This is a genomic window from Saccharopolyspora ipomoeae, assembly GCF_029952525.1.
Taxonomy (GTDB): Bacteria; Actinomycetota; Actinomycetes; order Mycobacteriales; family Pseudonocardiaceae; genus Saccharopolyspora; species Saccharopolyspora ipomoeae.
On record NZ_JASAOF010000001.1, the window covers coordinates 288,108 to 302,733 of the forward strand.

Below are 14,626 nucleotides of genomic sequence, written 5' to 3' on the forward strand. Positions count from 1 at the left end.
AGATCGATTGACCGGCCGTGTTCGCGTGGGTAGCTTTTCACAACCGTACGAAAGTTTCACAACCGTGAAAATCGCATGTCTTTCGCACAACCTCTAGGCACAAGGGAGTGCCCGATGGGAACCAAGGTCGCGACCGCCAACGGCGATCCCTACCTCCTGACCGCCGACGGCATCAAGGAACCACCCACCGGCTGGGCGGGCAGCCTGCGCTATCTCGGCCCCGGCCTGATCGTCAGCGCCTCGATCGTCGGCTCCGGCGAGCTCATCGCCACCACCGCGCTCGGCGCGAAGGTGGGATTCGTCCTGCTGTGGATGGTGATCCTGTCCACCGCCGTGAAGGTCGCGGTGCAGGCCGAGCTCGCGCGCTGGACGATCCTCACCGGCAAACCCGCGCTGACCGGGTTCAACGAGGTACCGCCCAAGATCGGCCGGATCGGCTGGATCAACGTGCTGTGGATCCTCATGGCGCTGTCGAAGTTCCTGCAGATCGGCGGCATCGTCGGCGGCACGGCCTCCGCGCTGAGCATGCTGATCCCGGTCGGCGGTGACCCGCTCAGCGCCACCTCGCTGGGCGTGTGGACGGCCATCGTGGTGGCCGGCAGCATCGCGCTGCTGTACTCCAACAGCTACAGCCTCATCGAGCGCGGCGCGTTCGCGCTGGTCGTGGTGTTCTCCATCGCCACCGTGGTCATCGCGCTCGGCCTGCCGTTCACGCCGTTCAGCTACGGCGGCACGGACGTGCTCAGCGGCCTGACCTTCACCATCCCGGCGGGCGCGATCGGCGCCGCGGTGGCGATGTTCGGCATCACCGGCGTCGGCGCCGACGAGATCACCTTCTACACCTACTGGTGCGTGGAGAAGGGCTACGCGCGCTGGGTCGGCCCCAACGACGGCTCGGACGAGTGGAAGGCGCGGGCGCAGGGCTGGATCCGCGTGATGTACAAGGACGTCTTCGTCTCCTGGATCATCTACACCGTCGGCACGCTGGCGTTCTTCATCATGGGCGCCGCGGTGCTGAACCCGCAGGGCCTGGTGCTCGAGGGCAACGAGATGATCACCACGCTCTCCCAGATGTACACCGACGTGATCGGCGAGTGGGCGGCCATCGGCTTCCTCATCGGCGCGATCGCGGTGCTCGGATCCACGCTGTGGGCCTCGATCCCGAGCTGGTCGCGGATGTACACCAACGTCCTGGCCACCCTCGGCGTGCTGGACTGGAACAACCAGGTGGCGCGGGAGAAGTGGGTCCGCGGGTTCATCGTGGTGCTGCCGATCCTGTGGGGCGCGACGTACCTGTCGGTGTCCTCGCCGGTGGTGATGGTGCAGATCGGCGGCGTGGCGACCGGCATCTTCCTGCCCGCCGTGGTGGTCGCGACCTGGTACCTGCGCAAGACCCAGGTCGACCCGGAGCTGCACGGCGGGCGCTGGTTCAACGTGATCCTGCTGATCAGCAGCATCGCCATCACGCTGCTCGGCATCTACAGCCTGCTCAAGGTCTTCGGCCTGGGCGGGGACTGAGCAAACGGCGGACTGCGGAAATCAGTGGACTGGGCGGCGAGAATCGTCGTGTGCACACCGAACTCGATTTCCGCGCCGAACCGGTCGGCGGACCGCTCGCCCGCTCGCTGCTGCGCGAGTACACCGACGAGATGGCGAGCCGCTACTACGGCCGCCCGGCCACCGAGACCGAGGTGGACGAGGCGCTCGACGAGGACCCGGACGACGGGCTGGGTCCGCCGACCGGCGTGTTCCTGATCGCCCGCGAGGGGACCGAGCCGATCGGTTGCGCGGGCGTGCGCGCGCAGGTCCCCGGCGTCGCCGAGCTCAAGCGGATGTACGTCCGGCCCGCCGCCCGGGGACGCGGACTGGGTGGTGGGGGGCGGGGGGCGCGGGGGGCGCGCGCCCCCCCCCCCCACCACCGCGCTCGGCTATCGCGCGATCCGGCTGGACACCCGGTCCGATCTGGTCGAAGCCCGTGGTCTGTACGCCACGCGCGGTTACGTCGAAATCCCGGCTTACAACGACGCCCGCTACGCCTCACACTGGTTCCAGAAGGACCTGCGGAGAGGATGAGTGTGGGCAACGCTTTCGACCCCGTGACGACCAGCGCCGTGACGATCGAGGACCTGCGTGCGCGCGGGGGTCTCAAGTGGACGCTGCACGGGGACGCGATCGGCGCGTTCGTCGCCGAGATGGACTTCGGCACCTCGCCGGCCGTGCTGGAGGCGCTGCACACCGGCGTCGACGGGCTGAACTTCGGATACCTGCCGCCCCGCCTGACCGCCGAGTTGTCCCGGGCGTGCGCCGACTACCAGGCACGGCGCCACGGCTGGCGGATCGAGCCGGATCGCGTGCACGCGATCCCCGACGTCATCCGGGCGCTGAAGCTCACCATCGAGCACTTCAGCGAGCCGGGCAGCAAGGTCGTCCTGCCCACCCCGGCCTACATGCCGTTCCTGAAGGTTCCGGGCGCGATGGGGCGCGAGCTCATCGCGGTTCCGCTGGTCGACGACGGAGACCGGTTCACCCTCGACCTCGACGGCCTGGAAGCGGCGTTCCGGGCGGGCGGGAACCTGCTGGTGCTGGTCAACCCGCACAACCCGCTGGGCCGCGTGTTCACCCAGGAGGAGCTGTCGGCGGTCTGCGAGGTCGTCGACCGCCACGGCGGCCGGGTGTTCTCCGACGAGATCCACGCACCGCTGGTCCACGAGGGACACCGGCACACGCCGTACGCGTCGCTGTCGGACACCGCAGCCGGTCACACCATCACCGCGACCTCGGCGTCCAAGGCGTGGAACCTGCCGGGCCTGAAGTGCGCCCAGCTGCTGCTGTCCAACGACGCCGACGCCGAGCTCCTGCGCTCCCTCGGCGAGCACGTCACCGAAGGCGCCTCCAACCTCGGCGTCATCGCCAACACCGCCGCCTACACCGCCGGGCAGCCGTGGCTGGACGAGGTGCTCGACTACCTCGACGGCAACCGCCGCGCCGTCGCGTCGCTGCTGGCCGAGCACCTGCCCGAGGTCGGCTACCGGAAGCCGGAGGGCACCTACCTGGCCTGGCTGGACTTCCGCTCCCTGGACCTGGGCGACCACCCCGGCGAGTTCTTCCACGAGCGCGCCGGTGTGGTCCTCACCGACGGTCCCGCCTGCGGCGAGGAGGGACGCGGCCACGCCCGCCTCAACTTCGCCACCCCGCGCCCCGTGCTCGAACGCATCATCACCGACCTCGCCGCCGCGACCCGCAACCGCTGAGCACGTCGGGCGCACCCCGCACCAGGGGCGGCGGTTCTTCCTCGAACTGAACCGACATTTCGGACATCGGTCGCGGGCGATTCGAGGAAGAACCGCCCCCTGCCGCGCTTCGCCGACACCGGAGTTTTCGCCCACCCGTCGTTCCGCCTTCACCCTCGTCTTACCCCGCCAGGAGCTGCCCGGATCACGATGATCCGGTGCACGACGCGATGACGACCGGGCTCCCCGGTTCGCGAAGGGTCCGCAGCCTCGCGGTGCTCGGCGACTCCGTGGCCGCGGGCATGGGCGATCCGATCGCGGGCGGCCGGTGGCGCGGGTTCGCGCCGCTGCTCGCCGAGGCGATCGAGGCCGCCCGCTTCACCAACCTCGCGACCAGCGGCGCGCGGGTCGCCGAGGTCTGGCGCGCCCAGCTGCCCGCCGCGCTGCGGGTGGCGCCCGACGCGGCGGTGCTCATGGTCGGCATGAACGACACGATGCGCGCCGACTTCGACCCGCGACTGCTGCGGCAGCAGCTCGACCACGTGGTGCGCTCTCTGGTGGCGGCGGGCGCGGCGGTGGTCACCATCCGCTACCACGACCACGCCCGGGTCTTCCGGCTGCCGGGACCGCTGCGGCGGATGCTGAACCGGCGCATCGACGCGCTCAACCGCGTGCTCACGTCGGTCGCCGAGACGCACGGGGCCGCGGTCGTCGACCTCGACCGGCTGCCCGGCGCCTACCACCGCGCGGCGTGGAGCGTCGACCGGCTGCACCCCTCCGAGCTGGGCCACCGGATGCTGGCCGCCGCCTTCGCCGCCGGGCTGGCCGGGCAGGGCCTGCTGGTGCCCTCGGAGGTGTCGCTGACCTGCTCCGGCGGTGTTCCGGTGACCCGCATCGACCACGTCCGCTGGCTGCTGATCAAGGGGGTCCCGTGGGTACTCAGCCGAACCCGGGACCTGACGCTCTACTCGCTGATCTCGTTCGCCCGCAAGGCTTTCCGACGCCCGGGGCGGGCCGCCGACAGCGAAGCGCCCACCGCGCCTAGCGATCCACCCCGGGTGTGGCCGGCCGGCTGATCCCGTGCCGCCCGCCCGGCAACCGCGCGGGGCTCTGCCCGGGCAACCGCACGGTCGCCACGCTGCCCTCGGGCACCTCGACCTCGAACTCCCAGGCGTCCTCGTCCCGGCGCCACGCGACCCCGGCGTGCCCGTGCGGCGTGGTGTGGCGGACGTCGGCCCAGGTCACGCGGTCGTCCTGCACCGGGGCGATGTCGAAGGTCCGCCACCCGGGACTGGTGGCGCGCAACCCGCCGACCCGCTGCTGGATCCACGCCGAGGCCGCACCGAGGAAGTAGTGGTTGTGGGAGCGGGCGCTCTCGTCCCACGACTCCATCAGCGTCTCCATCCCGAGCCGCCGCCAGATGCCCCAACCGGGCCGGTCCGGCCGGGTCGCCACGGTGATCGCCAGGTCCGCGCGACCCACGTCGGCCAGCACCGGCAGCAGGTGCTTGGCCGCCACCGCCCCGCAGTCCAGGTGCCCCCGGGAGCGGTACTCGACGTGGTCGACCAGACCCGCGCCGACGGCCCCGGCGACGTAGGTCGGCACCGCGCCGAAGGCCAGCGGCAGCACGTTCATCGACTGCCGGTACCCCGCCTCGGGCGAGCGGTAGGTGGCGCTGGCCTGGTCGAAGTACTTCGCGTGGTAGGCGGCGGCGATCGTGCGTCCGGCGTCGCGGTAGCGCTCGGCGTCGCCGTTCCACCCGAGCACCTGGCAGATGTCGGCGGCGCGCGAGACGACCCGGTAGAGCATCATCGTCGCCGTCGGCTCCGGCCCCTCGGGCGCGTGCCAGTGCCCGGGCGAGAGCCAGTCGCCCCAGCTGTCGCCGCGCCACAACCCGCCCTCGGCGAGCTCCAGCAGCCGGTCGGTGTAACCGCGGATCGGGTCCCCGTAGCGCTCCAGCAACGCGCGATCGCCGTGCTCCCAGTACAGGTTCCACGGGATGAGCACCATCGAGGCGCTCCACGCCGGATCGGGTTCGCGACCCCAGCCCGGGGTGGGCACGATCATCGGCACCATGCCGGTCCCGTCGAGCGCGTCGACGTGATCGTCGAGCCACTTGACCAGCGAGTCCTTCAGCCCGAAGTGGTGCAGCACCGCCTCGGTGCCCAGGTGCGCGTCGGCGGTCCACCCGTTCTTCTCGTACACCGGCGTGTCGGTGGGCACGCCGTGCAGGTTGTTGAGGAAGGTGCGCGCCGTGGCCGCGTCGATCCAGCTCAGCGTCTCGTCCTCGCAGACGAACGAGCCCGCCTCGGCGACCGCGGTGACCAGCCGCACCGCCCGCACGTCGCTGACGACGGCGTTGCCGCGGACCTGCACGCTCGCGTAGCGGAACCCCTTGTAGGAGAACTGCGGTTCCCAGGTGACCGGTCCGGAGCCGACGACGTAGCGGTCGACCTGGGACGACCCGGCGGCCAGGGCGTTGTCGGTGCGCGCGGTGCCGTCCTCGGCGAGCTGCTCGGCGTAGCGCACGACGACCTCCGCTCCGGGTTCCCCGCGGATCGAGCAGCGCAGCCGACCGGCGAGGATGGTGCCGAAGTCGTGCACGGTCGTGCCTCCGACGGTCGTTTCCCGCTGCGCCGCCAGGACTTCGGCGCGCCGGACCGGTGGCGCGGTCGCCTCCTTCAGCAGCCCGCCCGGGGGTGCGACCGCGATGGCCGGTTCCCAGCGAAGTTCGGTGCGCGCGTCGACGGTCTCGCCGGTGTAGAGCAGGTCCTCGGTGGTCGGACCGGCCGCGACCTCCCAGTCCGGACCGGAGGTCACGACGTGGCGGGCCCCGTCGGCGTCGAGGTACTCCAGCTGGGCGAGCAGGACCGGTTCCCGGTGCCACGGCGCGAGGTTCCAGCCCCACGTGTTGGCGCCGCGCGCTGCGTAGAAGCCGCGGCCGAGCTCGGCGGTGAGGGTGTTGCGGCCGGGTTCCAGCGCGACCTCGTAGGTGCGGTGCAGCACGGTGCGGTCGTAGGCGGTCTGGGCGGGTTCGAGGACGTCCTCGGTGACCTCGCGCCCGTTGAGCCGGAACACGCCGTACCCCAACCCGACCGCGGTCAGCCGCGCTTCGCGCGCGCCCTCGGGGACGTCGAAGGCGGTGCGGAACACGGGGTTGGGCGCGGGCACGGTGTCCACTCCGATCGCGCGCACACCGCGTTCGACCATCCCGTCGCGCAGCGCGAGCCCGTCCACCGGGAGCGGTGAGACTCCGTCGTCGGCGAGGGTTTCCGTCGCGTTCGTGCGGGTCCGCCAGCCAACGCGGCCGCGGTCGAGGGTCAGCTCGACCCGGTGCTCGCCCGGCTCGCCCGGTTCGGCGAGTTCGAGGTAGTGGGCGAAGCGGTCCCACCGGAAACCGCCGACCTCCACGACCGCGTCGGCCAGGACCGCGCCCGCTGCGTCGCGCAGCTCCAGCCTGCCGCGAGGTTCGCCCTCGCGGACCAGGTCGACGCCGACGGCGGTGAACCTGCCCGGCGCGGTGAAGGTCTGGCCCAGCGACTCCCCCGGCCCGATCCAGGCGATCCCATCGGAGTCGATCGAGCGGAGGACGCGATGGGCCGGGTCGGTCCACCTGCCGATCCAGAGCGCGGAGCGGTCGGGGCCGTCGGGGAGGTGCGGATCCACGAGTTCCTTTCACAGAGCGTTCTTCTCGACCGAGGTGAGCTGTCGCGCACCCGGCAGACGGGGTATCCAGAGCAGGCCGATTCCGGCGGCGAGGAGCGCCAGGACCGCAACACCGGCGAAGGTGCCGCCCGCGCTGGCCGTGGCCAGGGCCGGGGTCGCGAAACCGATCAGCGCCGCCACGACCCGGCCGAAGGCGATCGTGACCCCTTGCGCGGTGGTGCGCAGCAGCGTCGGGAACAGCTCCTGCGACCACACCTTGTAGAGGGTCTCGCCGGCGAAGGCGCTGCCCAGCCCGGACAGCAGCAGCGTCGCCAGCAGCGAGAACTCGCTGAAGCCCACGACGAGCGGGAACACCCACGCCAGCACGGTGATCGCCGACCCGGCGGCGAACAGCGGCCCGCGCGCGGCCGTGTCGACGTAGCGCATGAACACCACGCCCGCGACCAGTCCGACGCCGAGTCCGACGGTGCTGAACAGCGAGTACGTGGCGACCTCGCCGCCGACGACGTTGACGTGGAGGAACGAGCCGAACTGGCCCATCGTGTTCGCGCCGACGTTCCACATCGCGTAGTAGAGGGCCGTGGCCAGCAGCCCCGGCAGCAGCGGCGGTCGCAGCAGCTGCGGGAGGTCGCGGAACCGCACCGACTCCCCCGATTCGACGGCATTCCGGGCCCTGCGCCACTCGGCGGATTCCCGCATCGTCAGCCGCAGTCCGAGCACCACCAGCGCGACCACGACGAGGTAGCCGAACAGGATTCGCCCACCGACGGCCCCGAAGCCCGACAGCAGTGCGCTGACCAGCATGGTCACCGCGATGCCGACGTTCCACAGCACCGAGGAGAACACCACGAGCGCGGCCTTGCGGCCTTCCGGCGCCTCCTCGTTGATCATCGCCAGCGACACGGGCAGGTCCGCGCCGATCGCCAGACCGATCACCACCGCGCCGATGACCAGCGGTCCCGGTCCGGTGGCCGCCGCGAGCAGCACGGCGCCGAGGGCGTAGGCGGCCAGCGACCAGGTGAAGATCCTGCGGCGGCCGAAGCGGTCGCCGAGCCGCCCGCCGACCAGCGCGCCGAGCGCGAACGACAACGTCTGCAGGCCCAGGACCAGCCCGATCTGCCCGTCCGACAACGACATCGACTCGGGGTAGAGGGTGCCGACGACGATGCCCGCGGACACCAGGGCGCTGGAGTCGAGGAACGAGGCCATGCCGGCGAGGAGCGCGGTGCGCCAGGGGCGGGCCGGTGTCGCGGTGCTGTCCATCGAACGCTCCCTGGTCGAGGTGCCGACGGCCTGTTCGCAGCGTGCACGGGGACGCTGAGCGGAGCTCGATTTTCATGCTAACGATCTACGAGCGGAGCGGGTTCGGAATTTCGGGTGACGGTCGGAGCTCCGGCCAGCCGAGCCGAACGATGGGCGTGACCTGTGGATACATCCACAGTGGTCACTCAATGGTGCGGTCTTCCAGCCAGTTTCGCAGCGTAACGGCGTCGACCAACCGATCGTGCGGCCCAATTCGGTCGCGCCCGCGTTCGCCCGTGCGGCACAATGGGCACACCAGTTCGATTGCTGCTTGACAACTCCACACCGCACGACCACGAGCGGGCACGGCCCGGCTCGAGAACCCCACCGGCGCAGCGCCGTTCACCGCCGACGGTTGGTCCCCCGCGTCGGCGTCGCGCCGGTGGGGTCCTCGGGCCACGGGTGCTTCGGGTAGCGGCCGCGCAGTTCGGCCCGGACCTGCGGATACCCGCTCCGCCAGAAGGATTCGAGGTCACCGGTCACCGCGGCCGGTCGCCCGGCGGGCGAGAGCAGGTGCAGCACGACCGGCACCCGCCCGTCGGCGATGCGCGGTGCCCGCTGCCAGCCGAAGACCTCCTGCAGCTTGACCGGCAGGGCGGGCTGCTCGGCGCTGTAGTCCACGCGGATCTGCGCCCCGGAGGGCACGGCGATGCGGTCGGGAGCGAGCTCGTCCAGCCTGCCCACCTCCGACCAGGGGACGAGGCGCCGCAACGCCTCCCCGGCGGCCAGCCGCAGGTCCGCGCGACGTCGCGCCTGGGAGAGCTCCGGTTCCAGCCACCGGTCCGCGGCCTCCAGCAGGGACTCGTCGTCGGTGGCGGGCCACGGGTCGCCGATCGCCCGGTGCAGGAACGCCAGGCGCTGCCGCAACCGCCGCGCGTCGTCGTTCCACCGCAGCGGTTCCAGCGCCTCGGCGCGCAGGCCCTCCAGCAGCGCGCGCCGGACCTGCTCCGGATCGGGGTCGCGCAGCGGCCTGGTCGCCAGCGGGATCGCGCCGAGCCGCCGCACCCGCACGGCGCGCACGTCGCCGTCGGCCCAGGAGATCTCGTCCTCCTCGGAGAGCAGCGCGGGCGCGGCGCGGCGGGCCAGCTCCTCGTCGGCGGGGGCGGCGAGCCGGATGACACCGGCCGACCGCCCGGGCGCGCGGTCGGCGACGGCCACGGCCAGCCACTCCGACCCGCGCAGCGCCGAGCCCGAGCGCAGCTCGACCGCGGTCCCGGAGGCCATCAGGTACGTGGCGGAGTCCTCGCCGCGGCGCCGCGCGAGCCGCTCGGGCTGCGCCAGCGCCACCACCAGGGCTTCGTCGCCGTCGCCGCGCGGCGCGTCGGGCACCTGCGCGGCGAGCCTGCGGGCCTCCTCCCGCCAGCGCTGCGCGCCGGGCCCGCCGGAGCGCAGCCGCGACAGCGCGGTGGTCACGTCGACCTCGGTGGTCAGGTTGTCGTTGTCGAGCAGCGCGACCACCTCGGCGGCGACCTCGCTGCCGGCGCTGTCGGCGCCGTCGAGCAGGGCACGCGCCAAGCGCGGGTGCAGACCGAACCCGGCCATCCGCCTGCCCCGCTCGGTGACCGACCCGGACCCGTCGAGCGCGCCGAGACCCCGCAGCACCTCGCGCCCGGCGGACAGCGCCCCGCTCGGCGGGACGTCCCACCACGACAGCGCCGAACCGTCGGGAGTGCCCCAGCAGGCCAGTTCCAGTGCCAGCCGGGTGAGTTCGGCGGTGCGGATCTCCGGCTCGGGGTAGTCCGGCAGCGTCGAGTGCTCGTGCTCGGGCCAGCAGCGGTACACCACGCCGGGTCCCTGCCTGCCGGCACGACCGGCGCGCTGCTCGGCGACCGCGGCCGAGACGCGCACGGTCGCCAGCCCGGACAGCCCGCGCCGGACGTCGGTCCGCGAGACCCGCGCCAGCCCCGAGTCGACCACGGCCCGCACCCCGGGCACGGTCAGGCTGGACTCGGCGACCGCGGTGGCCAGCACGACCCGCCTTCGAGTCCCCGCCCGCAAAGCCGTGTCCTGCTGGGAGTGCGCGAGCCTGCCGTGCAGCGGCAGAACGTCCACATCGGACAGATCGGCGAGATGCCCGGCGACGCGGCGGATCTCACCGGCGCCCGGCAGGAAGACCAGCACGTCGCCGTCCTGCTCGGACAGCGCGGCGCGGGTCGCCCGCGCCACGGCGGACTCGGTGCGCTCCCCGCGCTGCGGTGGCACGTGCTCGACGCGCACCGGATGCGTGCGGGCGCGGGCGTGCAGCACGGGCGCACCGCCGAGCAGGTCGGCCACCCGCTCGGCGGCCACCGTCGCCGAGGTCGCCAGCACCTTCAGGTCTGGGCGCAGCCCTTCGCGGGCGTCCAGCAGCAGCGCGAGCAGCAGGTCGGCGTCGAGGTGCCGCTCGTGGCACTCGTCGAGCACCACCACGTCCACCCCGGACAGCTCCGGGTCGGCCTGCAACCGGCGCACCAGCAGACCCGAGGTCACCACCTCGACGACCGTGTCCGGTCCGCGCTTGCGCTCGCCCCGCACCGAGTAGCCGACGCGCTGCCCGACCCGCTCCCCCAGCAGCTCGGCCATCCGACCGGCCGCGGCGCGGGTGGCCAGCCTGCGCGGTTCGGCGACGACGACCCGCAACCCGGCCTCGGCCAGCGCCAGCGGAACCAGCGTCGTCTTGCCGGTGCCCGGCGGGGCCACGAGAACGGCGGTGCCGTGCCCGGTCAGCGCGGAGGTGACCTCACCCAGGACCGGGCGGACCGGGAGATCGGGGAACTCCATGTGCGGCCCGGGTTTACGCGAGCTCGTCGTCTTCGGGGTTGTGCTGGAAGATCGTCCGGCCGCGCAGGACCGTGCGCAGGCAGCGCGGCATCGGCGCCTGCGGCGAGAGGTCCGGCAGCGGCGGCACGCCCGAACGCGGATCGGTCGACCAGCGCTGCACCCGCGAATCGGTGGCGGCCACCACGAGCTCACCGGCGTCCCACACGGCGTAGGTGGCGGGAGCCCCGGGCACCAGCGTCCCGGTCACACCGTCGTCGACCCCGGCGGCGCGCCAGCCGCCCCGGGTGTGCGCGGTGAACGCGGCGCGCGGCGAGATCCCGAACCCGTCGGTGCGGTGGTTCACCGCGGCCTGCACCGACCGCCACGGGTCCACCGGCGTCACCGGCGCGTCCGACCCCAGCGCCAGCAGCACCCCGTGGGCGGCCAGCTGCGAGAACGGGTTGAGCAGGGTGCCGCGCGGCAGGCCCAGCCGGCGCGCGTACATGTCGTCGTCACCGCCCCAGGCGGCGTCGAAACCGGGCTGCACCGAGGCGACCACGCCGTAGGAACCGAGCTCGGCGGCCTGCTCCTCGTCGATCATCTCCAGGTGCTCCAGGCGGTGCCGCACGCTCGCCAGCGCGGGCGCGCCGACGACTTCGGCGGCCTTGCGGAACCCCGCGCACACCTCGGCGACCCCGGCGTCGCCGATGACGTGGAACCCGGCCTGGATCCCGGCCCGGGTGCAGGCCACCAGGTGTTCCGCGACCGCGTCGGCGTCGAGGTAGAGCACTCCCGCCGTGGACGGGTCGTCGGTGTAGGGCTCGCTCAGCGCGGCGGTGCGGGAACCGACGGCGCCGTCGACGAACAGGTCCCCGGCCAGGCCGCGAGCACCGAGATCGCGGGCGCGCTCGACGGCGCCCAGCTCACCCCAGTAGCCGACGACCTCGGGCACCCCGCCCTGCTGCGACAGCGCGAGCAGCTCCACCAGGTCCTCGGCACCGGAGATGTCCGGCCCGGCGCACTCGTGCACGCAGGCCACACCGCGGGCGGCGGCCTGCTGCAGGAAGGCCAGCTGCGCCTCCTTGCGCTGGCCCGAGCCCAGCGCGTCGCGGGCGGCGCGGCGCACGTGGTGGTGCGCGGCGCGGGTCAGCGGCCCGTAGTCGCTCCAGCCCTCGGCGCCGCGGGCCAGCGGGTCGAGGTTGACCAGCGCGGTCGACACCAGCGCGGAGTGCACGTCGATGCGCGAGAGGTACACCGGGGCGCCACCGGAAGCGGTGTCGATCTCCTCGCGCGTCGGGGGTCTCCGCTCGGGCCACCAGGTCTCGTCCCAGCCGTGCCCCCACACCAGGGCGCCCGGGTACTCGGCCACGTGGTCGCGCAGCGCGTGCAGGAACTCCGTCAGCGAAGCGCAGCCGGTCAGGTCCAGGCCGCGCAGCAGCAGACCGGTGGAGGTGGCGTGCACGTGGGAGTCGACGAAGGCGGGAGTGACGAACGCGCCTTCGAGGTCGACGACCTCGGCATCAGGGTGCAGCGCACGGCCGACCTCGTCGGCGCCGAGCCACGAGACGACGCCGTCGGTGACGGCCATCGCGGTGGCGGCGGCGTCGGCGGGCGAGTGGATTCGGCCGCCGAGCAACAACGTGGTCTCGGGCATGTCCTTCGTGCTTTCCGCGTTCCGGGGTTCAACTGCGCAGTCCGCTCACGCCGGGCGGCTCAAGGCGCCGATCCCGTGATCGAACTCAGCCCCCGATCCGCACCGGCAACGATCGTTCTGACGAGCTTACCCGCACTAACCGCCCGGCCTTGAACCTGTCGCGATAACCGTGAACGCCAAGCTCAGGCCCCGCTCCAGGCGGCGCGCACCCGGAAGCGATCCGGTCAGCGCTGCGGCGGCTCGTCGAGGCGCTCGGAGCGGACCGGCTGCGGCGGCAGGATGATCGGGGTGTCACGCGGCGGGGTGTCGTCGGTCTCGTCGACGACCTCGCCGTCGATGAAGTCGCCCTGACGGCCGCCGCCGCGGTGGAACCGCTGCTGGTGCAACCACACCTGGTCCTGCATCTGCTTGGCGCGCTTCTCGGCGGCGCGCATCATGCGCTTGCGCACGACCGCCCTGGTCGGCGGCAGGAGCAGCAGGAGCCCGGCGACGTCGCTGAGGAACCCGGGCAGCACGATCAGCAGGCCACCGGCCGCGATGAGCATGCCGTCGGAGATCTCCTTGTCGGCGGACCTGCGCATCCTGGCGGCCTCGCGGACCTCGGCGAGGGTGCGGCGCCCCTCGCGGCGCAGCAGCCAGCTGCCCAGGACCGCGCCCAGCACGAGCAGGCCGAGCGTGGGCAGCAGCCCGATCGCCTGACCCATCGCGATCAGCACGGCGAGTTCGGCGACCCCGGCGATGAGGAGCAGCACGAGGATCGGCACCCAGGACCTCCAGTAGACACAGGCGTTGCACCCCGTCCAACGAACGACGGGCCGGAAATTCTCCCAAACCACCCCGGGACATTTCCGGCGAACCTCACAACGCCCGGGCGGGACCCCGCGACCCGCCGCGACCGCAGGTGCCGGTGGGCGGCCGGGGGCGGCTTCGTAGACTCACGGTGATGCGGGCGCACAAGTCGAAATCGCTCATCCTCCTGCTCGTGGGAAGTCTGCTGGCCCTCGCGGTGCTGATCAGCGACCAGTACCTGCCGAGTCTGCCGCTGCAACCCAAGCAGCTGCCGGCCGCCGTGGTGACGGTCGGTGACTCCACGCTGTCCGGTGAAGGTGGCGGCAACTACGTCGCGGGCACCAACGGCGAGAACGACAACTGGTGCCACCGCTCCCCCGCCGCCCCGGTCAACCAGCTGCGCCTGCCGCCGGAGGTGACCCGGATCAACCTGGCCTGCTCCGGTGCCCGCACCGAGTCGCTGCTCAGCGACCAGGAGTTCGTCGGGGCCGAGAAGTCCCAGTCGGTGCAGCTGGCCGAGCTGGCCCAGCGGTACCGGATCACCGACGTCGTAGTGCAGATCGGCGCCAACGACGACCCGGGCTTCACCGAGGTGGTCAACCAGTGCGTGGAGTCCTGGGCCCGCCGCGCCCCGCAGGGCTGCGCGACGCAGCTGCAGGACCGGTGGCCGCAGCGGGTGGAGCGGATGGAGCCCAAGGCTCTCGCGGCGGTGCACGACATCCGCGCGGCGATGGACAGCGCCGGCTACACGCCCACCAGCTATCAGCTGATCGTGCAGTCCTACGCGTCCCCGGTGGGCCCGGAGGTGCGGCCGGAGCTGCAGGGCCTGTCCGGGTGCCCGTTCCAGCCGAGCGACCTGGCGTGGATCCGCGACGTCGGCGTGCCGCAGCTCTCCGACGGGCTGCACGACGTGGCCCGCCAGGCCGGTGCGCGGTTCCTGGACCTCTCGCGGGCGGGCCACGGCCACGAGGCGTGCACCGGTGATCCGCGGACCGCGAGCGACGAGTGGTTCACCCGGCTCACGGTGGACTGGGAAGCGCTCAAGGACGAGCAGCGCGCACCGCACGCGATGCAGGAGTCCTTCCACGCCAACGCCGCCGGCCACGCCCAGCTGGCCCGCTGCCTCGGCGAGTTCCTGGCCACCACCGAGCCCGGCGCGGCCTGCCTGCCCGACGAGCGCGGCAACCTCACGGCCGTGCCGCTCGCCGACGCCCACCGGTGAACCGGACCGCGCCCCACGAGCGCG

At 72.8% G+C, this 14,626-nt stretch carries 9 protein-coding genes and 1 pseudogene; 5 read left to right on the forward strand and 5 right to left on the reverse strand.

Features of this window, described 5'->3' with window-relative positions:
* Positions 1-114: 114 nt before the first annotated feature.
* From QFW96_RS01425 to QFW96_RS01440, 4 genes and pseudogenes are all read left to right on the forward strand, one after another.
* Positions 115-1,518, forward strand: a complete 1,404-nt coding sequence (locus QFW96_RS01425) for an Nramp family divalent metal transporter (RefSeq protein WP_281453624.1) — start codon at positions 115-117, stop codon at positions 1,516-1,518.
* 131 nt (positions 1,519-1,649) lie between these two features.
* Positions 1,650-1,811: pseudogene (locus QFW96_RS01430) on the forward strand (GNAT family N-acetyltransferase); the annotation flags it as partial.
* 258 nt (positions 1,812-2,069) lie between these two features.
* Positions 2,070-3,251, forward strand: a complete 1,182-nt coding sequence (locus QFW96_RS01435) for a MalY/PatB family protein (protein ID WP_281454015.1) — start codon at positions 2,070-2,072, stop codon at positions 3,249-3,251.
* A 197-nt stretch (positions 3,252-3,448) separates the two neighbouring features.
* Positions 3,449-4,306, forward strand: a complete 858-nt coding sequence (locus tag QFW96_RS01440) for an SGNH/GDSL hydrolase family protein (protein ID WP_281453625.1) — start codon at positions 3,449-3,451, stop codon at positions 4,304-4,306.
* On the opposite strand, the gene QFW96_RS01445 is transcribed toward QFW96_RS01440, so the two are convergent.
* The 5 genes from QFW96_RS01445 to QFW96_RS01465 form a co-directional block, all read right to left on the reverse strand.
* The gene (locus QFW96_RS01445) at positions 4,272-6,896 is read right to left on the reverse strand and encodes a family 78 glycoside hydrolase catalytic domain (RefSeq protein ID WP_281453626.1); all 2,625 of its coding nucleotides are present in this window, start codon (positions 6,894-6,896) and stop codon (positions 4,272-4,274) included. The two genes, QFW96_RS01440 and QFW96_RS01445, sit on opposite strands and share 35 nt — an antisense overlap.
* Positions 6,897-6,905: 9 nt before the next feature.
* On the reverse strand, positions 6,906-8,159 hold the full coding sequence (locus QFW96_RS01450; protein WP_281453627.1) for an MFS transporter: 1,254 nt from the start codon (positions 8,157-8,159) through the stop codon (positions 6,906-6,908).
* Between the two features lie 381 nt (positions 8,160-8,540).
* Positions 8,541-10,958 (reverse strand): ATP-dependent helicase HrpB, encoded by a 2,418-nt coding sequence (hrpB, locus tag QFW96_RS01455; protein ID WP_281453628.1) that lies wholly within the window; start codon positions 10,956-10,958, stop codon positions 8,541-8,543.
* Positions 10,959-10,971: 13 nt separating this feature from the next.
* The gene (locus QFW96_RS01460) at positions 10,972-12,591 is read right to left on the reverse strand and encodes an amidohydrolase (RefSeq protein ID WP_281453629.1); all 1,620 of its coding nucleotides are present in this window, start codon (positions 12,589-12,591) and stop codon (positions 10,972-10,974) included.
* Positions 12,592-12,815: 224 nt separating this feature from the next.
* Positions 12,816-13,355 (reverse strand): FxsA family protein, encoded by a 540-nt coding sequence (locus tag QFW96_RS01465; RefSeq protein ID WP_281453630.1) that lies wholly within the window; start codon positions 13,353-13,355, stop codon positions 12,816-12,818.
* Between the two features lie 179 nt (positions 13,356-13,534).
* Between QFW96_RS01465 and QFW96_RS01470 the strand changes: the two genes are divergently transcribed.
* A complete protein-coding gene (locus QFW96_RS01470) occupies positions 13,535-14,602 on the forward strand; it encodes a GDSL-type esterase/lipase family protein (RefSeq protein WP_281453631.1) in 1,068 nt (355 codons plus the stop codon).
* Positions 14,603-14,626 lie beyond the last annotated feature (24 nt).